This is a genomic window from Scytonema sp. NUACC21 (assembly GCF_054684315.1).
Genome location: NZ_BAAFZH010000104.1, coordinates 1 through 26,277 on the forward strand (window position 1 = coordinate 1; position 26,277 = coordinate 26,277).

The 26,277-nt window shown below is 39.4% G+C and carries 16 protein-coding genes and 2 pseudogenes; 3 read left to right on the plus strand and 15 right to left on the minus strand.

Annotation, left to right across the window (positions count from 1 at the left end):
* Window positions 1-894 precede the first annotated feature (894 nt).
* A pseudogene (locus ACYRY3_RS35555) lies at window positions 895-1,134 on the plus strand (transposase); the annotation flags it as partial.
* A 26-nt stretch (window positions 1,135-1,160) separates the two neighbouring features.
* Here ACYRY3_RS35555 and ACYRY3_RS35560 read toward each other — a convergent pair.
* The 13 genes from ACYRY3_RS35560 to ACYRY3_RS35620 all read right to left on the minus strand — a co-directional run bounded on the left by ACYRY3_RS35560 (window position 1,161) and on the right by ACYRY3_RS35620 (window position 19,571).
* Window positions 1,161-2,801 carry a GUN4 domain-containing protein gene (locus tag ACYRY3_RS35560; protein WP_460206398.1) on the minus strand — a complete coding sequence of 547 codons (1,641 nt, stop codon included), beginning with the start codon at window positions 2,799-2,801 and terminating at the stop codon, window positions 1,161-1,163.
* 379 nt (window positions 2,802-3,180) lie between these two features.
* Window positions 3,181-4,398, minus strand: coding sequence for an ATP-grasp domain-containing protein (locus tag ACYRY3_RS35565; RefSeq protein ID WP_460206399.1), 1,218 nt, complete (start codon window positions 4,396-4,398; stop codon window positions 3,181-3,183).
* 177 nt (window positions 4,399-4,575) lie between these two features.
* Window positions 4,576-5,772: an MFS transporter gene (locus ACYRY3_RS35570; protein WP_460206400.1), complete on the minus strand. Its 1,197-nt coding sequence runs from the start codon at window positions 5,770-5,772 to the stop codon at window positions 4,576-4,578.
* A 234-nt stretch (window positions 5,773-6,006) separates the two neighbouring features.
* The gene (locus ACYRY3_RS35575; RefSeq protein WP_460206401.1) at window positions 6,007-6,732 is read right to left on the minus strand and encodes a CTP synthase C-terminal region-related (seleno)protein; all 726 of its coding nucleotides are present in this window, start codon (window positions 6,730-6,732) and stop codon (window positions 6,007-6,009) included.
* A gap of 9 nt (window positions 6,733-6,741) precedes the next feature.
* Entirely contained in the window at window positions 6,742-8,118 is a 1,377-nt protein-coding gene (locus tag ACYRY3_RS35580; protein WP_460206402.1) for an ATP-grasp domain-containing protein, read from the minus strand.
* Between the two features lie 140 nt (window positions 8,119-8,258).
* Complete coding sequence (locus ACYRY3_RS35585; protein WP_460206403.1) at window positions 8,259-9,827, minus strand: carbamoyltransferase C-terminal domain-containing protein; 1,569 nt, start codon at window positions 9,825-9,827, stop codon at window positions 8,259-8,261.
* Between the two features lie 170 nt (window positions 9,828-9,997).
* Window positions 9,998-10,135: a hypothetical protein gene (locus ACYRY3_RS35590; protein ID WP_460206404.1), complete on the minus strand. Its 138-nt coding sequence runs from the start codon at window positions 10,133-10,135 to the stop codon at window positions 9,998-10,000.
* Window positions 10,136-10,144: 9 nt separating this feature from the next.
* A complete protein-coding gene (locus tag ACYRY3_RS35595) occupies window positions 10,145-11,272 on the minus strand; it encodes an SGNH/GDSL hydrolase family protein (RefSeq protein WP_460206405.1) in 1,128 nt (375 codons plus the stop codon).
* 611 nt (window positions 11,273-11,883) lie between these two features.
* The gene (locus tag ACYRY3_RS35600; RefSeq protein ID WP_460206406.1) at window positions 11,884-13,725 is read right to left on the minus strand and encodes a carbamoyltransferase family protein; all 1,842 of its coding nucleotides are present in this window, start codon (window positions 13,723-13,725) and stop codon (window positions 11,884-11,886) included.
* Window positions 13,726-13,736: 11 nt separating this feature from the next.
* On the minus strand, window positions 13,737-16,034 hold the full coding sequence (locus ACYRY3_RS35605) for an iron-containing redox enzyme family protein (protein WP_460206407.1): 2,298 nt from the start codon (window positions 16,032-16,034) through the stop codon (window positions 13,737-13,739).
* Between the two features lie 797 nt (window positions 16,035-16,831).
* Complete coding sequence (locus tag ACYRY3_RS35610) at window positions 16,832-17,032, minus strand: hypothetical protein (protein ID WP_460206408.1); 201 nt, start codon at window positions 17,030-17,032, stop codon at window positions 16,832-16,834.
* Window positions 17,033-17,325: 293 nt separating this feature from the next.
* Window positions 17,326-18,129, minus strand: coding sequence for a methyltransferase domain-containing protein (locus ACYRY3_RS35615; protein WP_460206409.1), 804 nt, complete (start codon window positions 18,127-18,129; stop codon window positions 17,326-17,328).
* Window positions 18,130-18,248: 119 nt separating this feature from the next.
* Window positions 18,249-19,571: a salicylate synthase gene (locus ACYRY3_RS35620; protein WP_460206410.1), complete on the minus strand. Its 1,323-nt coding sequence runs from the start codon at window positions 19,569-19,571 to the stop codon at window positions 18,249-18,251.
* Window positions 19,572-19,894: 323 nt separating this feature from the next.
* On the opposite strand from ACYRY3_RS35620, the pseudogene ACYRY3_RS35625 reads away from it, so the two are divergent.
* A pseudogene (locus ACYRY3_RS35625) lies at window positions 19,895-20,161 on the plus strand (alpha/beta fold hydrolase); the annotation flags it as partial.
* Window positions 20,162-20,652: 491 nt separating this feature from the next.
* Window positions 20,653-25,077 carry an NACHT and WD40 repeat domain-containing protein gene (locus ACYRY3_RS35630; protein ID WP_460206411.1) on the plus strand — a complete coding sequence of 1,475 codons (4,425 nt, stop codon included), beginning with the start codon at window positions 20,653-20,655 and terminating at the stop codon, window positions 25,075-25,077.
* Window positions 25,078-25,110: 33 nt separating this feature from the next.
* Here ACYRY3_RS35630 and ACYRY3_RS35635 read toward each other — a convergent pair whose 3' ends face one another.
* Together ACYRY3_RS35635 and ACYRY3_RS35640 are read right to left on the minus strand one after the other, a co-directional pair.
* Entirely contained in the window at window positions 25,111-25,632 is a 522-nt protein-coding gene (locus tag ACYRY3_RS35635; RefSeq protein ID WP_460206412.1) for a hypothetical protein, read from the minus strand.
* Entirely contained in the window at window positions 25,623-26,255 is a 633-nt protein-coding gene (locus tag ACYRY3_RS35640; protein WP_460206413.1) for a hypothetical protein, read from the minus strand. Before ACYRY3_RS35640 ends, ACYRY3_RS35635 begins: the two co-directional genes overlap by 10 nt.
* Between the last annotated feature and the right edge of the window lie 22 nt (window positions 26,256-26,277).

A 26,277-nucleotide genomic window follows, 5' to 3' on the forward strand; every position in this document is an offset into this window, starting at 1 on the left:
GATGTTTTTCTTGAATTTCAGCAATTATAGGCATAGAACTGCTGTGCAAATCTGAACGCAACCGAGCAGAGATTTGCGACGGATCAACAGCTACTACTACCATAATCGCTTTAAATTGACAAGGCTCCCAAGAATGAAAATACCCTAGAGAAAAGTTAGTCTAGGGTTTGATATTGAATATATTTAATATGGGTATAATGCAAAAAGTGTGGTTTTTTATACCATACCTTGGCTATTTATTGAAACCTTACCTTCAACTATTAGGAAGGCAAGGTTTTTGTTATGCTATCTTACTCGCTATTGCTTTGCTGCTACCTTGCGGCAGATCTGTGATATTAAAAGCGTTTGTTAATTAAATGCCTTTATGCACCGAAGACGCATGCGATTGTAGCGTGCGACAAACAAGCGCGTTGAAGTGCATCGGAGGGCGTTGGTGTTGCTTTATCGCTATTTTAAAGCATTGCGTCCAACAATTGCGATCGCTTGTATCTGATGGTGCCCGGACACAGTTCAGTCCAATACTATGTATATATATAGTTAAAAACGTTTCGCTTGGCTGGCAACAGATGATGACACGGTAGAATATTACAGGTACTTGGATTGGTGAATACTCTTACGACCCAGGCGAATTATATCCAAATCATCAACCAAGTGTTCCTTTTACATTAGTGCTACAACAGCTTTGTTTTGGTAGATTGCGAGGGCAAGTTCAAGACGATCCGCAAAGAAGAATGCCAGATCAAGGTTTTGTTAAAGGACAAAAGTTGTGCCTATAAGTATCGGAATAATGACAGATGAGGTGAATGCATAGTATCCCTCATCATGGTTAGCGATCGCACTCTGGTAGGGGCTGGTTCATCTCAAACTTACTTACACTTATTTCCCTTATATGCTCCTTCTCCTTTAAGAGCTATAATTCACTCATTAAAAGAAGATTTTCACAATTTATTTGAAGACAATAAAGATGTGAATACGGGGAGTCTAAAATTAATCGATTGGTTAAAGAAAGCCAAACCATATTATCAAAAAAGTGTGCGGACAATTCAACGGTGGTTTGGAGAAATAGTCGGATATTTTGAACGAGGAACTACCAGTGGAATAGTAGAAGGAATCAATAATAAATTGAAGTTAATATGGATGGCAATTTGAGACAATTCAGGTTAAAGGCTACATTTAACCAGTTTGGACACCAAAGCAGAGAACCCCACAACACAAGAAAACAAACCTACTACCCAACCCCTGCGTGATGTCAAGGTATAAACTATACTAGCAGCTGGTAAATGCCCTTCTGGAGCATTTGTGTTAAAGTTCAGATCCGAGTAGAATAACCAATCGTCATTCACACGCCAACTGATGCGATCGCAAAACTTGCACCATGTTTCATAATCACCATCAGGTTGATCGGCTACGCTTTCCCAAATGTGCTGTTGCACACTAAAGCCGAAACGCCCATTGCTGTACTTCAGCCAAAGCAGATCGATGGTGCAAAGCTCAATACAGGGAAATTTATTGATAGATTCAATATTTAGCCAGCCTTCTTTGTCTCGTCTTGCAACTTTTAACATTATGGCAAGAGTTTCCCGATCTGCTTCTTTCCAATTGCCAGCTACTAAGAAATCGCGCAACCGCTTGTAACTTATTCCCTCTGCTGAATAAAACCTAGTAGATCTATCAATATAATCACTTTGTATCAGTTGATTCTTAAAATTTTCTAAATTTTTATTGAATATGGGAATACTAGAGGTTCGTTGGATTTCAGACTGAGAACATAACCCTTTACCCAGCAAATCTTTTTTACTTAAGCCTTGTTGTATCAAATAAGGAGAATTAACTTCCCCATTTTTTTGCAAATAAACAAATTGGGGGGTGAGGTTTGATTTAGAATCCAAATTTGCTGCTTTAAGATGAGCAATTCTTTGGATTGCCTGGATTTTATCTGTATTTGGAGCAGAAGCTGCTGCATTCATCTGCATCCAAAGTTGCTCTGCCAGTTCCAGATTACCGCTAACCTCAGCTTGGAAAGCATTGATTTTAAGAGTATTAATCTCATTTAGATTTGCGTATTTTGATCTAATAATTAAACTCGATTTATTTATACTTTCAGCATTAGTATAAGGTGTTTGCTTAGAATTGTGATATTGGCTAACAAGTTGTGGAACCCGGAAACTGAGATACTGGTTTAACCGCCCAACTGTGGCGCATTGTCCTTGAGTACCTAAACCTTCTAATAGAGCATAGGTAAAGGCACCTGTTTGTAATTTTTCAATTTCATAAGAGTATTCATCAGGGCTACAGGAAAAAATGCTGACTATTCCGGTTTGATTTGCTATTTTTTGTGTTTGTTGCCCAAATTTTTCTTGATTGTGCTTGTTTTGCTGGTGGCAAGCATCTAAAATAAGGACAATATTATTAGTTCCGCTACGGCACAAGCATTCGATAATATAATTAATAGAAATTGCTGTGTTTTCAATATCTTCTGGATTACCATCAGAGGGCATGAGATAATCAAGATTGCCATGTAATATTCCATGACCACTGAAAAAAAACCAAAAATTATCTCCTATTTCTAAAAAGGGAGCTTCAGATAATTGTTGCAAAAATTTTAGCAAGTTAGCACGGGAAGGATGATTTACAGTTCTATCGTGTGTAAATGAATTATTGGAGAATAAAAAGACCTGCTCAAAATCAGCCTCATAAAGGAGGAAATCCCGCATTAACTGTGCATCTCGCTCGGCATATTTGAGCGGTTGTAGAAAATCGTACTGATTGATACCAATCACCAATGCCCAGTTTTTTATCATTTTAGTTTTTTTGTGATTCTCTTTATATTTAAATTGCAATAACTCATAGTCTTTGACAAATCGCCGACAGACCATCAATTAACTGAAAGTGTGCTCCACAATCCAAGGTTTTTTGAGTAGGACAAAGCCCTTAGGGGTAGCTATTTACATCAATGCCTTGTCAAAAAGGGGGTTAACTTTATCATAAGAAATTGCAGATTCTGGTTATTTGACTACATCTTTGACAAAATCAAAGGGTTTCTCGCCCCCACGCTCATTTATATGGCAGATATAAACCAGTGTTACGCATCATCTGAAGGTTTAAAGCTCCCACCAAATGCAGTTCCTGTGAAGCGTTAAGCGTTCCCTTTTACAAGTCAAATAGGATGCCGATATAAGTTTATAAGTTTTCCACCTCAAGGGTTAAATTATTATAAACTCTTTCATTTATTTCCATACAACTTTTTACATTTTCTGCAGTAGTTATTATAAAGCCTAAACGCATTGAAAACTCTTTGGGTGGGAGTAAAAGTAAATCTCCAGTTTTAACTTCCCAACTTACTTGCTGTACACCGTCCCATGTAAATACAATAGGGTCAACGGATACTTTTTTAACACGTACATCATTGTTGGGATAAATAAATCTTATTAAAGATGCTTTATTCCTTGTCGCAATTAGATTTGGTTCCACTCCAACTGCTATATCTGCGGCAGCTAATGAGAGATCAATCCCAGTAGAAAGATAAACTAAATAAGGTATTAAATCACCTCCAAGCCTTGCACCTAACTCTATTAATCTTGGTCCTTTCTTAGTTAGTCGGACTTCAGTATGGGTAACACCTATATCTACTTCTAATGCATGGTGTGCGTTAATAACTAGTTCTTCAATAAGCTGTTTCTGTTCAAGAAATTCACTTTGAGAAACTTGGTGTCCAATTTCCTCAAAATATGGATAAAATCCAATTTCTTTTCGTGTAATTGCAACAATAGATACATGACCTTCAATAACTACACTTTCCACACTATACTCTGGACCATCTAAATATTCTTCTAATAAAATTACTTGCTCCTTTGAAAATCTAGGATTTGTTGCAGAAGTGGCAATTCTATATGATTCATGCAAATCTTTTTCAGACTCTACTTTGACAACACCTATACTGCTAGCCATTTTTGCCGGTTTTAAAACAATTGGAAACCTAATTTTATTTGCATAAAAAATAGCTTCTTCTTCTGAGTTTACTATATAGCTACTGCATGAAGAAATATTTAATTTATTAAAGGCTTCCCGCATTAAATATTTATCACGACAAGATTTAGCCGAATTTACACTTATATATTTTAGGTTTAATTCTCTTGCCACTAAGGCAGTAAGTTCAATTGAAGGTTCTTCATAAGTTAAGATTCCATCTATCTTATGTTTCGTTTGAAGATGTTTGGCTGCTTCAATCACTTCTTTCTCATCCATCATGTTTGCTAAAGCAAAGTCATGCACATAAGATCTTTGCCATGTTGGCTCATCTTGTTGTATTAATAAAATTGAATATTTTTTGGCTATTGAGGAAATTGAATATTCTCGATAAACTTGTGAACCACTTCCTATCATCAATAACTTCATCATAATTTTTCTCCTTAACTATTTAACTTTTAGTTTTTAATTTTGACATTGACTAAAACAATTATACAGATTTTTTAAAACATAAAATAAAAAGATTTTTTTTGTTATAAAAACTTGAAATTTTATGTTTTTAAAAAGCACACATGAACTGCTATTTGTACGGATTCATCATATCATAAGCTACTTTCCTTGAAATTCAATTGAACTTTTGCTTGAGCTAAATTTTAAATAGACAAGACCTGAAAGTAATGCTAAAACTCCTGACAATATAAAAGCTTCAACAAAATTCGAGCTTTCTAATAAGCCTCCATATACTTTAGCTAATACCGCACTTCCTAAATAGAAACCAATTTCTCTGTAGCTTGACATTACAGACCTGTCTTGATAGCTAACAGTTGATACAGAAAGAATATCAAGATATGGCATTTGACAGTAATGTAATCCTTGCCTAAATAAGTATAAGAACATAAATAGCATTGGTTCGTTGGTTATACCTGCACAAACTAGTAATGGTACTGATAAAAACATCGCATATGAACCTGCTCTTTCATTACTGAAATAATTTGCAATTATTGGAGCTAATGCCGCTCCTACAAAACTTACAATTTTTTCTATAAAAATTAAATAACTCATCATAGGCGTATCAAATCCCCAATGCGATTGAAGAATTATATTGATAAAACGCATTGCCAGAGTTGCTGAACCTCCAACAAGAAATGCTAAAGTTGCTATTTTGATCATTGGAGCTTTAGGAAATATGTTGGTTAATTTATCCTTTCCTCCAGTTGATTCATATTTAAATTTAATGAAATATCGTATTACACCGATAAGCGTGCAGAATATGCCTGAAATGAAAAGTGTTAATTGATATTGAGAAAAGTATTTACTTGTTAACCAATAAGGTAGTTGACCTCCCAGTAAAGTTCCCACTCCATCCCAAAATAAATAGGTGACGTATATAAAACTGAATAATTGTGTTCTTTTTTCGTCTGAAACCTCACCTGCAATGGTTGATGATTCTGTTGTGAACATTATTATCCCTCCCAAGGCATTTAATGCTTGTAGGAATCCTAAGATGTACAGATTAGTAAACCATGGAATTAAAAGCATTGTTATACCAAAAAGTAAAGAACCTCCAACTAAAAACCAACGACGACCATAACGATCTGCAAGCAGCCCTGAAGGAATAGAAGTTATACTCATTACGATAAAATTTATTAAGTATAACGTTCCTATATCATCTGAGTTTATTCCTATCTCCAGTAGATGCAAGTTATAAACTAGCTCGTAAATACCAGTACCTACTCCAAAAAATATACAACTCAGTAAATAAAGTTTTACATTTCTAGGAAACTGTAATATTTGTTGTAATTTCATTCAGTTAATTACCTAATTTCTCTTTTTTTGGCTTCAATTAAAGTGCTTTATTGACAGGATTTATTTCTTGTATAAGAAATAACAACAATTGAACTGTGCTCGCGTACTATGCATAAACTAACTCAACCGCAGATATAGCAATCCGAATTGAAATGTGAGAAAGACGTAGATTAAAAATATATATTTATAAGCTTTTCAGCGTTTTTTCTCACAATTGATTTAGAATGACTATAACTATCTTCCAATTACTTTATAGTCAGAAGAAATCTGATAAGTTGCCTGAACAAATGCGGCAATGAGTGGTGGAAGCTGATGAACAAGGGCGATACGCTCTGGTTGAAACAATGTTGCTACAAAGAACGGGTGATTATCTAATTCCACGGCACGAACTTCGCTCTTGCTATCGTATGCACTGACGCGAAGTCCTCCCGAAAGCAGTCTCTCTTGAAATGCAGGATTCAGTCCAAAACGGCATCTGTAGCTCTCTACGGCTTCTTCCCGTTCATAAGCAACAGCAATCCGAGATCCGGATCGAAAACGTACTAAAGAGGATGTTTCAACGAGCTCGCATGCTAATGGCGAAATTACCAGTCGTAACCCGTTAGGTGCAGTTTCGGCATGATCCGCATCGTCCCAACCTAAAACATTCCTAGCGTACTCTATGATGGTGTGCTGAAACCCGCCGCATGTGCCTAGAAATGGAAGTTTTTGCTCACGCGCATATTTGATAGCTAGCAATGCTCCTTCCATGCTTCGATATGGGCTGGCTGGGACGCACCAAAGCCCATCAAAGCCCGCAACCCGTGAAGTATTGACGATCTCTTCTGTTGGTACCCATACGGGGTTAATCTCCGCTGCCACGGAGGTTGCGGCAAGTTCTAATGCAATAGGTATTGCACGATGTGCTGGCACGGTTGCATCGTAATTACCTATAAGCGCAATACGAATCTTAATTCCCATAAATTTATTTCAATGTTTATCTGAACTAAGTAATGATTTTTGTGCAAGGGGTAAACTATCTTCCAAGTTATTAATTATTAGGTAGGCAGTATCCTTAAGTTTATTTTGCTCTTCACAAACCAAGTAAGCTTGCCCTGCGTAATTAAGTACCCCAGTTTCAAAGTCATAAATTGGAAATGCTGAATCCTGAGAAATTGACTGGGACATTAATATCTCTACCGTTCCCTGACCATTAGTCAATATATTCCAATCCACGGAATCGGTTTTGAATACCCGGTTACTGTTCCAAGGTTGCCCGCTAGTGTTACAACCAATTAATGCAACCGACGCAGCACCGCATTTAGGTTTGGCAGATTCAAATTGTGGAATTTCGCACGCTTCATTCAGGAGAATGCTAAAGAACAAATCAACAAAATCAAACCCATAGACATCGTACAGTTCCTTAGCAATCCCAACTCCGCCCATTCTAGCAGATGTTTCCAAGAACGAAACTTCATTGTTTGCCATTAGCTTCAACTCTGTGTGAGTGGCACAATTCTCCAATTCAAGTGCATTTATTGCCTGTGTCACCAAAGCCACGATCTTGGCTTTTTTATCATCTGTTAATATGCATGGGGCCAAATTTCCAAGTTCGGTAAAGGGAGGTACAGTTTTTAATCTACCTGTCATGGCCAAAGGATAATAGATTCCATTTTTTACCAAGCCTTCAACACTTACAAAATCGCCGTAGTCTGGCTCATTATACCACGAATCTGTTGTTGATTTAATGATTTCTTCTGCAATCAACATTGGGAATTTTGAATCTTCTGAAAATTCATGGTCGCCAGTTTTTCGCGCCATCTCAATGACTTCGATTATTTTCTGTATGCAAAATTCGGTTTCTTCATGTCGCTCCACTTTTTGCATAGCGATCGACCCCGCACCATAAGCGACTTTAATAATGAAGGGAGTAGCAAGTTCTTTTGTCTTTGTAATATCTGAAAGGTTTTTGATAGCATAGAATTTAGGCTGAGGTATACCGGCTTCAGCCCAACGCTCACGCATTAATACCTTATTACGAGCCAAATCTACGTTTTTACCAACCCCTCTAACTCCGAGCTTTTCAGCTATTTCCGACACATCTTTTAAAATGAATTCAGCAAATGTGAATAAAGCATCTGGCAATAGTGCAACCGCTCTTTGGTAAACACATTGTAAAGCTTCACTGGGTGCAAGATTGCTAAAATCTTCAACTAGTTGGCTATATCTTTCAATAATCTTTCTATTGTATGGAGAAGCAGCGCTAACAATGAAAGTGTAAATATCGCCCCTTTGCGCTAATTTTGGATAAAAATAATCAACTGGAGGACCACCTATTGAATAAACATAAACTATCTTTTTCTTCATTGTTTCCTTACTTTTGAATTTTACTCATTGAGGTATGCCTCTCCAACTTAGCAATTCTTTTAAAGAATTAGACAAAATGTAACTAACTTTTTAGTAAGTCTGGCTTTTGTTAAGAGGCACAATAGTTTTGCTAACACCTACTAACGCAAGAAGCTGCAGAATTTGTTTCCATACACAAATCCATCAATTCCGGTTAGCTTACAGTAGTTATAGAGGTCGCTTGTCCGATTGATAAATCCGGTGCCGTTGAAGTTTAAAGATGTATTACATAAGATACCAACGCCAGATATCTCTTTTACGTTCTGAAGAAGCCTATGCATTATTGGATTCTGTTGCTGATTAACGGTCTGCACTCTCGCGGTATTATCAACGTGAGTAATTGCTTGCAGATCGGTATTAATAACTTTTTGGAAATATAGCATATAAGGTGAAGAACCCTGCCAGTCAAAATGTACAGATACATCTTCTTCCAAACAAATTGGCGCAATAGGTCTAAATCCTTCGCGTCGCTTAATTCGGTTAAGACGATTTTTTGTATCTATAGAGAATGGAGAAGCAAGAATCGAACGGTTACCCAGCGCCCTGGGACCAATTTCACACCTACCCTGCGTCCAAGCAACGATATTTCCAACATTTATGAATTTAGCAACCTCTGTCAGATCTAGCGTCTGAACTTTAACATCAGGCATGGCAACAGTGTCTTCAACAAACTCCTGACCACAGTATACAGACCATTCTACTTTGGCATTACCGGTAAACTCTCTCATTGCATCAATAGCTGTCCCTATAGCCGACCCTGTATCATTGGTACAAGGTGGAACAAATACATCCGAGAATAAGCCTGTATTTTTCCACATGGTGTTCCAGTCGCAGTTGAGACCACAACCTCCAACAACTAACAAAGGATAACCTTTTGTTAGATGTTCCTTTGCATATAAGTAGAAGCGATCGAACAAGCTGTTAGAGAACCGCTTAGCAAGTCGGGTGAACTCCGGAGTTTCAAGACCAATATTGTAATAGGGAGACCACTTTACATCCTCTTTGCTTAGACTTAAAAGAATGCTATCTCGATTTAGTAAGAACTCGGTGATTTCTTTCTCGTCAGAAGTCAGAAAGCCAGATTCACCATAGGCACACAAAGCCATAAGCTTTCCTGGATCTTCAAATCTTAGCTTTCCCTTCGGTAAGTTGAAGGTTGGATCGGCCAGGGCATACAAGAAAGCATACTTGTTTCCTGGCGTTTTCATTACCGTACCGATATGAGATATATTCAATTTTTCGTCAATTTCATAAAAATCACCAAGAGCACCTTCCCATATCAAGATATAACAGGGCTGCCCTTGCTCAAAAGGTGATAGTCCATAGGCACACCAGATATGCGATCGCTCATGGCTGTTACTAAAGTACTGAACTTCCGTCCCGAAGAATTTGAGCGCTCCTGTTTGAACGGTATTGCTGTCGATCCCATAGTATCCAGCACCAATCGGGGCACTTTCATCAAAGCCGTTCTTGCTCCAACCACTTATTGCTAGAACATCGGGAATATGCGGTGCAATTGCTGCAGTTTCCATTAATAGATTTGGATTTAAGGAGTCGTAACGAGGGAAACTGTCTTTCTCTGGTTCGTAAGACCACTCCAACCTCTTAGAATCGGTGTCAAGAAAAGCGATCGCCCCGTCGTGTCCGGGTTTCATTGAAAATATCTTCATTAATTTCCTTTTTTACCTAATGTGTATAAAGTGCTTACAAGTGAAGACCCTTTGGAACAACTAGAAAAAGTTAACCCGTGTAGTTTGTCAGGGGTGATTGTGGATGTAGACCTTACCCCCAACTCTTGCAATTAATATTTAAAGAAAGAACTGTCGAGATACCTAACCCATTACCTGAGAGGATAAATTGAGCTCTGTTCCTTTTTTTTCTTTCCCAAAATCTTTTGAAATAGACGACGAATTTTGTTAAAACCGCCTTTTGAGCGATTATTATTGGTTGGCTGGTTTTGGTCTTGCTCAGTTTTCATTGGAACCTCTTAAGTTTCTCTTACGTAATCTGGTTGCTGCAACACTTTTTTGTGGATTATGTTTGCGACTTCATCGTACCCTTCGTCATTAAAATGTACTCTATCAACAAACAAGTAATCACTAATTTTCTGGGAATCCCTTAAAAGCAAATTCATGTCTTCAAATTGAATTTTGCGAGACACGCAACTAGTGCGTATTGCATCTGCAAATATTCCATGAATTTCCTTGCTCAGGATGTTTTTAAACAATCGCCAGAAGTTATTTGGGCAACTATCAATAGCATGGAATATATCCTCTTCATCTGGAGTAAGATAATCCCTTGTCCAATAAGACATCGGCTGTAAAATGAAGATAAGCCTTGCATTAAATGGTGCGATTACTTGTTGCCATTGATACAGAGCATTTGACACTGCAAATGCTGCACGTTGAACTCGTTCCTGAGTATTAGTACTATCATCCGTAATGATTTTATCGGCGATATTTTCTTGGTTCACAAGGCTGCTGATATAACTTTTCAATCGCCTCAACGGGTTTTTGTTCCTATTATCAAGGTCGGAGGCATAGGTTCTTAAGCGTTGCTTCAAGTCATCATTGTACTTATCCATGTAGTGATTATACTCAAAGGAATAATAATAACGCCCATGATCGCTAGTGAGGTTATCAGGTAAGCCTTCAAGGGTAAGGGTGTTTATACCACTGAATACAACTACATTATTTATGTGTTGAAATCTGTGTTGATGCATAAGAAATAAAATTATTTCTTGAGTTGCATTATATCCCCGCCCGCTAAAATTTAGCCAAGGCTCTTGAGTGTACTCCGCTAAACGTGAGGATATAGTATTAGCATCAGACGTTGCCCCCGTGCCTAAAGTTGTAGAGCCTCCTACCAAAAGGTTGACAGGACGATCTGTTGGCATATTAGCAACACTAATTTTTGCACCCCCAAATGTACTGTTCCGGAAGCCAAAGGAATCGGTACTAATGACTTCAGATTGATAATTTTTGTGGTGAAAGAACATTGTATAAGGAAGCCACCTTACACCAAGGTACATAAACTCGTCATATTCTCTAACTTGTGGCGTGAGGCGATACACTTCTCGAACGGCTTCTTTGTGGGATAATTTTTTTCGTTCCATATGTTTTTCTTTTCTAAAGAATAAAAACTATCATTTGCTTCAATTTGACTAATGCTACATAATATTCTTAAAATTTTAGTAATTGTATTTTTATTGTTTGATGAAATTTTAAAAATTATATCATCATTAACAATTTTTCCGAATAAAAGCCAATCAATATCTTAAATTTGATTCTAAAAATTGATTCTTCCATTCTAATTATACTATTAGTTTAAGAACATATATATTAATATTAAAACACTGGATGTTATCAGTCATCTATTTTTATTGTTAATTCTTTCTTGGAATAAATACGTATATGTTCAGATTTTGAGTTGTGTGCGAGCATTCTGCTTAGTTATCTTGCTTATGGTTATGTCATTATTAAAGGTTGGAAGAGCGTAATATCTAAAATAGCTATTCAATTTATTCTTTTTTCTGAGATAAAGTGGATCGAAAATAATACTGTTTAGCAAGCCCAAAGGCCAAAACACTAATAAAAAGATGATGGAGAAGATTAAAGTAGACAGAGCTTTGTAGCAAATACCAATCATAAGAAAATGAACCTTTCTAATTTATTAACTAACAGAACAGTACAAGTATTACACTTAACTAAACATAAATTCATTGAACTAATCCAATACGAATTCTGTTCGCCAATCTTTTGTTTCGCTCCAAGCAGGTTGAGCGCTCTTACATAACAAATATCTGCCAATCACCAAATAGTCCATTTGAGTTCGCATGAAGCAAGCATATGCATTGCTGGGGCTTTCAACAATAGGCTCACCCCTTACGTTGAAGGAAGTATTTACGAGGACAGGACAGTTTGTGCGTAAATAGAATTCGTGGATCAGATTGTAGAAACGTGGATTAGAAGTCCGGTTTACAGTCTGCACGCGTGCAGAATAATCAACATGTGTGACAGCTGGTATTGTAGACCTCACACATTTGAGTTTGTCTATACCTGAGAGTTCTTTTTCGTTCTCGGGTGGCACAATTCTATGATTGTCGTGAACGTTAACAACAAATAACATATATGGGCTTGGTCGATCCAAATCAAACCACTCATGGGCATATTCTTCTAATACAGCTGGCGCAAATGGACGAAAAGATTCTCGATTTTTTATCTTAAGGTTCATCACACTCTGCATCCTTGGGTTCCTTGAATCACCAATGATTGAGCGTGCGCCTAGTGCGCGAGGTCCAAATTCCATCTTGCCCTGAAACCATCCTATTACGCTCCCTTGAACCAGGAGATCTGCTACAATACCGCACAGTTCTTCATCTTTCAACTTGGTATATACAGCGCCATGTTGACGAAGTTGCGTTTCAATTTCGGCATCATCATATGAAGAACCTAATAAAGAGCCTTTCATGCGATCTTCACCAAGCTGAACTCTGTTTGTCTTCGTTCTGCTTTGCCAGCCCGCAAAAGCTGCGCCCAATGCGCCACCACTATCCCCAGATGCTGGTTGAACCCATATTGAATCGAAGATGTTAGCTTTTAATAGCTTCCCATTAGCAACGCAGTTTAACGCCACGCCACCTGCAAGGCAGAGATTATTAACGCCAATCTGCCGCCGTAAGGATTTTGCTAATAGAATAACCACATCCTCAAGAACACACTGAACAGAAGCTGCAAGATCGAACTCCCTCTGGGTAATCGTGCTTTCCGGCTCGCGCCTGGACCCACCGAATAACTCGTCAAATCGATCGCCGATCATGCAGTTTCCTGTTGCATAGTCAAAGTAATCCATATTCAACCAGAAGCTACCATCGGGTTTTACGTCTATGAGATTATCCACGATTTGCTGGTAGTAAGAAGGTTTGCCATAGGGTGCTAGCCCCATAAGCTTGTACTCTCCAGAGTCAACTTTAAAGCCACAAAAATAGGTAAACGCCGAATAAAGCAAACCGAGAGAGTGTGGAAAATGAATTTCCCATACTAAAGAAAGTTTATTTCCGTTACCAAACCATGCTGATGTAGTTGCCCATTCGCCTACTCCGTCAAGACAAAGTACAGCTGCTTCTTCGTAAGGGCTGGCGAAAAACGCTGAGGATGCGTGCGATTTGTGATGATCTATATATTCAATCCTTGGTAACTTCTGTATTCCTGGGAAATAAGATGCCAATTCAAGGTTGAGAGTGCGCTTTACGTGAACCTTCTTCATTAACCATGCAGGCATTTCTGATACGAACGATCTATAACCCTTTAAGCCAAAATTGAAATAAGTTGAAGTAATTCGGCTTAACTTCTTGTATGGATTTTCGTAGTAAAAAATGGTATCGATGCTGTCTAAGTCTATACCTGCTTCACGCAGACAAAACTTTATGGCGTTAACTGGAAATCGACTGTCCTGTTTTACTCTGCTGAAGCGCTCTTCTTGGGCAGCAGCAATTAACTCACCATCTAACAATAATGCTGCTGCACTATCATGATAGTAGGCAGATAAACCTAATGTGTAACAAGCCATCTGAAACTCCCTTAACTTAAAACAGGCAATTTAGTAAGTTGATACGAGTAATTTTTCCGACGAGCGAATATATTCCATGTTTGAGGTGGTGGATTTAAGGCGCGATATCCGATCCAGATGCGTTCCCAATGTTCGCGGATTACTACCTCGTCATTTGACTGGAGAATATCGTCCATATAATACTCAATCGCATCTAACGCCATTGCAGAGTGACCAGTAGATACGTTGTCTATAGTGTTATGGAGATCGACAAAAAGCGTGTTATAGCCGTAGTAACGAAGTTCATCTCTCGCTGTACGATACGCTCCACCCACACCCGACAATTCCATAGCAAGATTCAGCCCTAAGGTTTCCGCTAAAAAGCGCCGTGGGAATAGTGAGATAGCAAGCCAAAAAACGGGCACCTTAAATGCACTATCATCAAAGCCATGCCAGTAAGCAAAATCCAGGCTTTTAAAATCCGGTAAGTTCATACCCATCTGTTGGATTAATGCTCGATAAATATTCGGATGATTTAGCTGAGGATCTCCATTACCTACTTCATCTGAATAGATAGTGTATAGAATAGCACCGATTTTTGTATCTACAAGTCCTGGGCTACACCAGTTTTGCAACCATGCTCCATCAATCAGAATCATAGGGCATAACTGCACTGCCTCTTTAATAACTTGCTCCCGTGGCTTTTCAATTTCCTTGAACGACTGAGAATAAGATTCAACTTGTGACTGTGCCTTTGCATTAAACCAGTCGTGCAGCTTTTGATAAGTATAGTTTTGGAACGGAATAGCTCTTGTTCCTCGAAACATATTAACTGAGCTTTGTGTGAGCCAATTAGTAACCAATTCTAGTGCACGGAAACGAATGTCTGGATAATGTTCTATGTTGATTAATTGATAGTACATATCTCTATCAGACAAGGGTTTGGCATTATGCACTAGTCTTCTCCCCAAAGCCTTTAGTGCTGTGAAACCTGAGTAAGTCCTTTTGGAATTTACGATAATTTCATCTTTCTTTATTTCTTGTTTATTATTGCATTTAGCCGGGGCTTCTTGTGGCAATGACTTTACCCATTCATTAATAATTTCAATTTCTATAGGCGAAAACACACGAAACATCGGCCCACCAAATTTAACCAAGCTGGTTAACAGGGCGCTCTTTTCAGGGTTTCCAGGGAATACCCATTGTGATTTACCTAGCGTGTCAACGAACATTTCGGCATTATCAGCGATCGCGGCGTCGAAGTTAACTCCATTTAGCTTGATTCGGCTATGATAACCAACAGCATATTTTGCCTTCTGTTTTACCAGGCGAATCATTTTTTCGCGGGGACTAAGGTAGCCTTCTTGAAGGTAGCGTATTAAACTTGAAGACCATTCACTTAAAAGTCGATAAGATGTGTAAATTCCGTCATAAATTCGACAACAGATTTGTTCCAGAGTTTGCTTTCTCTTTGATTGGTCAAGGCTATCAAATGTTGAAAGATAGATTTCAATTGCCCAACGTGCTTTTTCGACAAGGTTATTGCTGCTACATTGGAATGCCCTTACCTTGTAATATGTAGTCAATCCACCATGATGTGCGATATAGGGCTCCAGTTTCTGAACAAGCCCTGGTATGGGAAATATAGCGTCGAAGAGTGTAGCACCAAGAATTTCTGGGCACATTTCCTCGGTAAATAGGGAAAGACTCAGACGATAGGCTGGCAACTTCCACGACTCAGAAAGAATATCTGTGAACGCTGAGAAACTCGTAGATAAGATTGTTGGCAGCCGCACACCAATACTTTCAAGCATTTGTCTAAATAAAACATTTTGATTTCTGTTGATATTTCCATTGCCAACTTGTGCTCCATGAATGAAGTGTAAAGCACTCGCTACCACTTCATGACAGTTAGATGCATTTGACGAATTCTGAAGCTGGCATCCGCTCAAAAGACCTTGAGGGGCAAATTGTGTTAAAATGAAGTTAATTACACTTAAATTCACGTCAATAATTAATGCATCCTCTTTTAATGCAGAAGTCCTCTCTACAAATAAAAGAGAAACCTCTCTAGCACTTAATGTATCAAGATCGTATTCAGTAGTATTTACTATAGAAGTTGGAACGTCGCTGGAAACGCTCGAATATCTGTTGCAAAATCTTCCAGCTTTTTCAGCTACACTGTAAAAATTATGCTCTATATTATCTATATTCAATATTTGATGGCAAAGCTGACTTGCTTCGGTTTCTATTACAGATGAGTCAGAATTTAAAGAGGCAAGACGCAAATCATGCTGTTGATTAAGGTTATAGCAAATTTCTTTATTCATAGATTCTTAAAAACTCCGTAAAAACTCTACTCAAAGCGGAAATTTATCTAAAATAAATTTTTTTAAATAGCCATCAATAATATATTGTTAATTATGTTTTTAATAGTATATAATCTTCAGAAAATATAAATTTCTTCCTGCTGAATTTACAGCGCTTTGTATCTAAATGGAGTACACCCCCCTTTCATCCCCCGCTTGGCAAGGGGGGACAGAGAGGGCAATTTTTGTACCTCACCAAGTTAAACTCTGTCGTAGATAGGCACAAATAAATCCAAATATGTACAAATATGTAAAGTAAGGTGAATGAGACTATAATCCCTTCCCTCTGCTTTAACCCAAAAATAAATTTTTACGCCCACCTTACCTGACTTGAAAAAGTTGGGGATTAGGGAAGTTAGGGAAGAATTGTTCACGTGTTTTGGTATACGCACTGGTGGCTACTTGAATGCTTCTGTGTTGATTATATTAAACTCAATCAAAGCTTAGTAGTACACTTAGGGGTAATATCAAGTTTTAAGATTATGTTAGAATTCTACATCCTGCAGGTAAGTGAGGAAATTGAGAAGATTTATTTAGAACAAACAAGCGATCGCACCAAGGGGAGTGAAGATTATGTTTTGTGTCATTTTAAACACTTTTCAGCCCCGCGTTATATAACTTGCTCCATCAAAGTGCGATCGTTATTTGGAAGACGGAACTGTTATCGATCCCACCGAAGAATAATAGCGCTAGCAACCAACTCAAGATACTTTAAGCGCTTTTCCTGTTCCATGGGATCGTTCTCTGTAATTACAGCTTCAATACTCAAGAGTACCTTCATTACCCTGTTGGGGCTCAACTCCTTCATCAATCCAAACATCAATGGCTGTTTTTACTTCTGACTCAGTTATGGCAGACCACTCTTTTTCATTGATAATCGTTCTAAATACAGTTCTCTTACCGTGACCCACTTTTTCTATTGAGTGTCCGCGATATACTACATTTTTAGGCTTAACCATTTTTCTCTCAATTTTATTAATTATTTTAACCCAAATCCCATAGTCTTTTTAAACAGTCGGGTCTTCGTTCAATGTATTATTCTCAACGAAAGTGAGTATGCCTGTAGCACCTGAAAATCTGCCTTTTCCACCAGTAATAGTGATATTTCCTGAAATATTGCCGACAGATGCTTGAAAATCAAGTACACCAGCGCCACTAGTAGTTCGTTGGGAGTTTTGGAAAGGGAGTATGGGTTTGGGTAGTGAGATCGTTCTTCTTTGTGCCGATTGGTGGAGGTTGAGTTATCTTTAAATTATTTTTTTTGTCCGGTTACAATAAAACCTGGAAACCCTGCTAAAAAACGCCCTGATTCGTGCAGGTTTTTTAACTGATTTACCCATTGATTTAAGTCCGATTCTGATAGAACTTTTTGTTGAAGGGCTTGCTCTAAAATTCCGTGACAAACCCACATAAAAAAATCATATGGTGCTATATTAGTGTGGGTCACAAAAGAAATGTTGATTAAACCTAAATCTTTAAATATTTCCGGGAGTTTACAACCTATTAATCCATTTGGAAAACTGTCCGATATCAAGCCAACAATTTTGCGATTTAAAGCGGGAAAAGCCGAGTTTACAAAAGTGCCGTCTAAGTAAAAATCAAAGATAGCAAGCTTGCCACCAGGACGCAATACACGAATCATTTCCAAAACTGCATTCTTTGGGTTTTCTAGGAACAATAAAACACGTTCTGCCCGACAGGCATCAAAGCTATTATCATTTATATTGAGACAGTTGGCATCAGCTACATAATACTTTACTGATAGATTTAATTTATCTGCTCTTTTCTTCGCCTCCTCAATCATTAACTCGCTTTTATCTACTCCCACAACTAAACCATTGTTACCAACAAGTTGTTTTATACGTTGTACTTCCTGACCGAGCCCGCACCCTACATCTAAAACGCAATCCCCTTCTTTAATGCCTAAATAATCAATAATTTTCTGTTTGCATACACGCACAGAATCTATTTTGTCACATTTATCTAGAAAGTCGAATAAAAACTTTGGTTCGTTCATTTTTTTGGGAGATTGAAATCCAAGAGCTATGTTTTCCATAATGTTTTTAGAAGATACTAGATGAATTGAGAAAAAGTTGACTTATCAAGCAATTGTATCCGAAGTGTTAAATCAAATAATCAAAAAGCTACATCTAAGTCATTCATGGTTTGGGTTGATTAGTGCTTCAATACCAGACAACACAACATAGTGTTCATTTTGTTAACAGACTCCATGTACTCGAATTGTGGAATTGATTCTGCTACTATACCTGCTCCAGCATTTAGGTAAATCCAGTCATCGTATTGATAGACGGAGCGGATGGCGATCGCTAAATCTACAAGCCCAGTGTTGTTTATCCAACCAATAGCACCTGCATAAATACCTCGTGGCTCGTCTTCTAAGCGAGCTATCCATTCCAAAGCCTGACTTTTATCAATACCAGATACAGTAATACCTGGAAATAAAACCTTCAGAGCATCCCATAAAGTTTTCTCAGATTTTAACTGACCGCTCACTCGCGATGATAAATGCTGTACGTAGCGGTATTTCTTGACCTGCATAAAGTCAAATATTTTAACTGTCTCAGGTACAGAAATTTGTGCAATCTCTTGTTGAGCAAGTTCGACGGAGAGTGCGTGTTCCTTAACCTCTTTAGCATTAGTAAATAATTCACCGTACAACCGAGCATCTTCTTCCAAGTCTTTTCCACGTCGCCGCGTACCTGCCAACGGATTGGTAATAACAAATCCTTGATTGTCTATTTGCATCAATATTTCGGGACTAAAGCCTACAACACGTACATTTCCTATATTCAGGCAATATGAACGGGCAGAGTTATTAACTTTTGTTCCGGCTATATAGGTTTTAAGAACGTCCAGATCTCCTTTTATCTTTACAGAACGAGAAAGTATGGCTTTTCGTAACTTACCTGCTTGAATCGCTTGAATGAGAACATCTACTTTACTTTGATAAGATTCTCGCTCGTTATCAGTCAAACCAATCGATATAGGTGTTGAGACAACCTCTATTAATTGGCTATTCACTGATAACAATTCTTTGATTTTATCTAGCCCTCTTATGCTTTTAATTTTTACTTTTTGCGTAGTAATTTGAATTTCGATCTCCGGTACAATAAAACATAAAAGTGCTTGCTGAATTGCTTTGGAGTAGCTCGAGTAAAAGCGAACTATATCAAAAGCGATATATCCGTAAGCCGTCCAACCTACAATTGGCAAAGACGCTAATAAGGATTCTACTTGTTTAAATGGATCGCTAATAGGAACTGAGAGCTTTCTTTCTGTATCTTCTAATGAGACAGCCTCGAAGCTTACTGATACCTTAAATAACATATTCCCAGCAATACGCACTTCGTCCCGATCTTGATAAAGAATATAGTCAGAAATAACACCTGATTGAAGTAAATTTTGCAACACAGCAATAGGACAAATTTTCCCTGTTACAAACACTTCTTCGTACTCATATTTTTGTGTTTCGGTCATTATATTTTCTAGTGGTTGATGTATGTTTTAGCTAGCAGACTGCTGTTCACACAAATTTCACCTACAAGCATTTACTTTTTTTTACTGTTCCAAGGAATGGAAATGCTTCTAAAGCTTCCTCTGTATACGATGAGACGCATAAATTTGGCGTTTGAAAGTTAAATTTTTGGAATTTTCTATATAACGTGAAAAGCTAGACTTGCTTTATAGAGCGTAATTTATATTAATGGGAGAATATTGTCAATAGCAAGTAAGTAATCGGATAAAAATCCACAAGATATGTAAAGAGAAATTAAAAGAATAATTATATGAGGGACAAAAAGATGAGTACAATCGCAACCAAAGACGGCACGCAGATTTATTACAAGGACTGGGGCACGGGACAACCCATCCTCTTCAGTCACGGTTGGCCGCTCAATGCGGATGCCTGGGACGAACAATTGGTTTTCCTCGCATCCAACGGCTATCGTGCGCTCGCCCACGACCGTCGCGGACACGGGCGCTCAAGTCAGCCTTGGCACGGTAATGACATGGATACCTACGCGGATGACCTCGCGGCACTCATTGAATCCCTGGATCTAAAAGAGCTAAAGTCACTTTGTCCTGACTGAAAAGGAGTTGTCGGAGCATTCGGCAACTGTGAAACTGCCCGAGCTAAAGCGCAATATAAGCCGCCCTTTGGAAAGAAGAAGCTCTTGAATCAATGGGATGGTACGAGCCTCCCATGATTCTCACATTTGTATTTTGGTAGGGAAAGGGTACATATTGCGTGTAGCGATAATTCTCAACTTCTGAGAGCGATCGCTTTACACAACCCTTGATAAGTCATGATGCGATGGCAAGCGATCGCACTAAAATACTTGCTCTTATTGCCTCATCTTCAGGAGTATCGCTTTAGAAGATACGGATAGAAGTAACTTAACATAATTTTTCAGTAAAATCCGGAATCATACCAGACAGCAATGAAGTTACTGGGAAATTTAACTTGTGACTCCGTACAATGCCGCCTATATCTTAAGCTTTTTTTACATTAAATTGACCGGGAAAGACGCAAATTAGAGATCGGGAGCAGGACATTTCTGTGATACCACTTAACCTTGACGCTATTATTAATGCAATTTCTAGCATCGCCAGTCCACTGATTAAAGATAAGCTGCAACGTAATGAAACTGTCATCAAACTACTAAATCAATTTAACCTCGCTCCCGAACACCCGCCTGCTGACTTTAGTGGAGTTTACGCCTATGCCTTAGTAGAGTATGGTGTGGGCAAACCCAAGCCATTCCTGGAACTTTTTCGCCACGAGCAAATAAAACAAGCCTTTCGCAAAGCCTTAGACCACAACAACCCCTCAATTCTCCTATCGGAAGTCGATACATTTGTGGGTGCTTATGCTTTGGGAGATGAAATCAAAACCCTGAGCCTTGACATTAGACGAGAAGTTGCAGCATTTGCCACTGTATTTATTGAAGTAGCCAAGCGCAGCCGCACCCCATCCGATGCACTTATAAGCCAGCAAATTGGTTCTTTGCACAAAAGAATTGCAGCGATTACCGAACAATTAGACAGGTTGCCAACTCTTGAAGGGATTCGCACCGAGATGGCAAGGCTGGCTGCTCAAAATTATCCAGCACTACCAGCTGCTAGTATTGCAACAGAAAATAATTGTAGGGCTGTTGCACTTGCACAACAAATGCGCGGTTGGTTTGAAACCCTGGGCTATCGTTTTGAGAAATATGAAGTCTGGGCAGAAGATTACTTCGAGTGGATTATCAATATTCCTGTGAGACGCAATCGATACGATCGCATTCTCATACGTGGGATTGCAGGAGAAGCAGGGCTAAGTGATGTCATGGCGTTAAGTTCTTCAGTAGAGCAACAACGCACCGATGAAGGTTGGTTGGTCACAGCCCGTCGCATCTCACGGGCAGCTCGTAACGAAGTCGAAAAAGAGGAAAATAACCACCTAGGATGTTACACTTTTGACGAACTCGTATCTCAAGACGCAGATTTTACTGGATATCTTGAGTGGCTAGAAGCAGAGGTAAAACGGCGACAGATAGACCAAAAATACATTCCTCTAGCTTGCACCAAGGAAGAAATTGATTCCATTACCAAGCGCCAAATAGCAACCAGCCGTTATGACGGGGAAGATGGTTGGATTGATGGTTATATTGACCGTTGGTTAGATGACCCTGCAAAAGAGCATATTTCCATATTAGGGGAATTCGGGACTGGTAAAACGTGGTTTGCTCTGCATTATGCTTGGGTGGCACTCCAACGATATCGCGATGCTCAAAAACGCGGAACCGAGCTTCCCCGTTTGCCTTTGGTCATTCCCTTGCGCGACTATGCCAAAGCAGTCAGCGTAGAGTCACTGTTTTCTGAGTTTTTCTTTCGACAGTACGAAATTCCTTTGCCCGGTTATTCGGTATTCGAGCAACTCAACCGCATGGGCAAACTGCTGCTAATTTTTGATGGCTTTGATGAAATGGCAGCTCGTGTTGACCGCCAAGAGATGATTAATAATTTCTGGGAGTTGGCGAAAGTGGTTGTTCCTGGTTCTAAAGTTATCCTCACCTGCCGTACCGAACATTTTCCAGAGGCGAAGGAAGGGCGTGCTTTACTCAATGCCGAACTCCAAGCATCAACTGCTAATTTAACAGGAGAAACACCACAGTTTGAAGTCTTGGAACTGGAGAAATTTAACGACGACCAAATTAGACAAGTTCTATCGTTCCAAGCTTCCTCTACTACAGTAGAAAGTGTGATGGGCAATCCCCAACTTTTGGATCTAGCTCGGCGTCCAGTCATGAGCGAGTTCATTTTAGAAGCACTACCAGATATTGAAGTAGGAAAACCCGTAGATATATCGCGAGTTTACTTGTATGCCGTGCGTCATAAGATGGAACGGGATATCAAAGCAGAGCGCACTTTTACGTCTCTAGCAGACAAGCTTTATTTCTTATGCGAACTATCCTGGGAGATGCTCTCAACTAACCAGATGAGCCTCAATTATAAGTTTTTCCCTGACCGGATTAGGCGTTTATTTGGTTGTCAAGAAAAAGATTTAGACCACTGGCATTACGATATGATGGGGCAAACAATGCTAGTTCGGGATGCCGATGGTGATTATACTCCGGCGCATCGTTCTTTGTTAGAGTTTTTTGTGGCGTATAAGTTTGCCGCAGAATTGGGAACATTAGCTGAAGATTTTACTGAGTTAGCGCGATCTCAATCATTTTTGGATAACAGTGTGGTATCTGTTGATTATACTTGGTCTGAGTATTTTGCTTCTCGTAATGCGATCTCGCCATTAAGAGGGTTTATAAGTGAACCTTTAGAGAAGTTGAGGGAGACTGTTGGGCGATCTCAGCTGACGAAAGCGGTGATAGATTTGCTTGTGCCAATGTTGGGTAATAAAGAGTCTCTGATTAAAGTTATTGAAGCAACACGGGGAAGAACTGAAGATGAAGTGGGTTATGTTGGGGGAAATGCGGCAACACTGGCGGTGAAAATTAATAAGGCAGCATTAGAAAGGAAAAACTTAAGCAGTTGTGTGATTAAGGGGGCTAACTTTTCTAATGCCAGCTTACAGGGTATGAATTTTGCAAAAGCACGTATAGTGGATTCTATTTTTGCTCAAGTTTTAGGTAAAGTTTTTGCAGTAGCATTCAGTCCGGATAATAAGTTCTTAGCTACGGGTGATTCTGATGGTGTGATTCGCTTATGGGAAGTTACAAGTGGAAAGCAAATTTTAAGTTGTAAAGGACACATAAGTTGGGTGCGCTCAGTCACCTTCAGTTATGACGGTCAAATACTTGCCAGTAGTAGTAACGATCGAATAATAAAGTTATGGAATCTCCACACAGGAGAATGTTTAAAGACTCTGTTGGGCCATACTGATATGGTATGGTCTGTTGCCTTTAGTCCTAAGAGTCAAACACTTGCCAGTGGTAGTGAAGATGGAACAATAAAGCTATGGGATATTCAAAGTGGTGAGTGCCTCAAAACTTTACAAATTCATAATGCAAATATTTATTCAGTGGTTTTTAGTCCAGATGGTCAGATAATTGCCAGTGGTGGTAAAGACCAAGCAATCAGGGTGTGGAATGTCCAAAGTGGTCAATGCTTTCAAACTTTGCAGGGGCATACTCAATCAGTGTGGTCAGTTACCTTTAGTCCAGATGGTCAGATAATTGTTAGTGGTGGTAAAGACCAAGCACTCAGGGTGTGGAATGTCCAAAGTGGTCAATGCCTCAAAATTTTACAGGGACACGCTGGTGGTATAAAATCAATCACCTTTAGCCCTAACGGTCAAATGTTTGCTAGTGGTGGTGACGATCAAATAATCAGGTTGTGGAATGTCCAAAGTGGTCAATGCCTTAAAACTTTACAGGGACACACTAGTGGTATAAAGTCAATCACCTTTAGCCCTAACGGTCAAATATTTGCTAGTGGGAGTTCTGACCAAACGGTAAGACTATGGGATATTCAAAGTGGTGGGTGCTTCAAAATTTTGCAAGGGCAGAATAACCCAGTGTGGTCAGTTGCATTTAGCCCCGACGGTCAGATTCTTGCTAGTGGTAGAAATGACCAAACAATCAACCTGTGGAATACTCAAACTGGCAAGTGCCTCAAAACTTTACAAGGTAATGATTGGATACGCTCAGTTGCTTTTAGTCCTGAAGGTCAGATGTTAGCTAGTAATGATGGTAATGCAACGGTAAGCCTGTGGGATGTAAGTAACGGTGTATTCTTAAGAAGCTTGCAGGGGCATACTGCGTCAATATGGTCAGTCGCCTTTAGCCCTAACGGTCGTACACTTGCTAGCGGTAGTGACGATGATACAATCAAGCTATGGGATATTTACACTGGCAGATGCTTAAAAACATTAGACGGGCATACTGACTGGGTATGTTCGGTAGCCTTTTCCTCTAACGGTCAAATTCTTGCTAGTGGCAGTCGCGATCGCACGATAAAGCTGTGGGATGTACAAACTGGTGAATGCCTTAAAACTTTACTTGAACATGACTGTTGGATATCTTCAGTTGCTTTTGCCCCTCAAGTTGAGAAGCTTGCTAGTGGTGGTGACGACCAAACAGTAAGGCTATGGGATATTCGTACTGGCGAACAATTAAGTACTTTATGTGGACATGAAGGGGGAATCACATCACTAGCCTTTAGCCCAGATAGTCGCATTATAGCTAGTGGTAGTACTGACCAAACAGTAAGGCTGTGGGATAGTTATACAGGTGAATGTTTAAAAATTTTACAGGGGTACACAAACTGGGTACTTTCAGTTGCCTTTAGTCCAAATGGTAAAGTTCTTGTTAGTAGCAGTAGTGATGGGACGATCGGGATCTGGGATGTGGAGATAGGTGATTGCCTTAAAACTTTGAAAGATATGTCTCTCTACGAAGGTATGAATATCAGTGGTGTTACTGGTTTAACCGAAGCAGAAAAAGAAACACTCAAAGCTTTAGGCGCAATTGAAGAGGAGTAAATCCTCTCAACTCATCTCACACTCCCTCCAACTCTACCGCTCCCAATCCGGCTTAATCCCATCCAACCAAGGACGCAACATCTTCCCAACCACCTCAATGTCAATCGCATTGTCTTGACGGCGGAGTATGGCATAGGGAGTGTAAGCCTCAAAAGTATCCATAGATTGATGACAACCTTCTTTACAATAAGCAGCAAATGCAGGGATGGCGTCGTGGTTGTCCGGCCAATACATCTCTTGCCCATTGCGCTGTACAGAATAAGCTCTATTATCCAAACGCCCGAGACCCTTAAGGTTCACCTTATCTTGACTATAGTTAACATCTGCCTTGGCTGCTGCTTCTAAATCGGGCGTATCTAAAACAGAATAAATCAAGCAATGGTGGACGGCATCCGATGCTTCATCATCCCAATATTGGGCCACCATCATTGCCGCCGATCGCAAAGTCGGATATTTCTGAAAGTTCATCTGCACGATAGGTATGACAAACCCATCCATCAACTGCTGCCGAAGTTGTGCTGCTTGTTTTTTAGTGTAAAGGTGTTCTAGTTCCATTGCTCTACCTGTTCGATACGTTGTGCGGGAGAAAGTTTGTGCAAGTAACACTCCAAAATAACGGGTATTCCATCACCTGAACGCTCTTTGACCCAATCCAAACCAAAAGATTCTTGAGTCATGGGTTGATGCGTGTCAGCACGTCCCGTATTGCTTGATACGTGTAACTCTTTGATATATTCGTACCCTTGCAGCCGCCTCCAAACATCTTCACCCATCGCCCCTTGGCACAACTGAATGTAAATGTGAGAAACATCAACCGCTAACTGCAATCCCAAATCCATTGCCCAAGCCACTTCTTCTCCATCGCCCAACCAGTACTCCGGATACATGGTTTCCAGTATCAAATGATGGTAATCGCCCAACGCAACTCGGGTTTTCCACAACTTGGCACATGGATGGTTCTTAAGGGGAGGATGTACCGAGTCTGAAGCCACAACACAATCACCATTGTCGCCCCACACTTTAGTTCGGAACTGACGCCAGCTAAAACCGTGATGGGTGCGGGTTTTAATCTGTTTTTCCTCCAGCCAACGCTTAAAACCCTGGGTCGGTACTAACCCTGGTGTCAGCTGCAACCCACCTACACCCAAGCTCAGTAATTCTTCAGCAGCTAGTTGCATGGGTCTTCCTTGTAGGCACGAT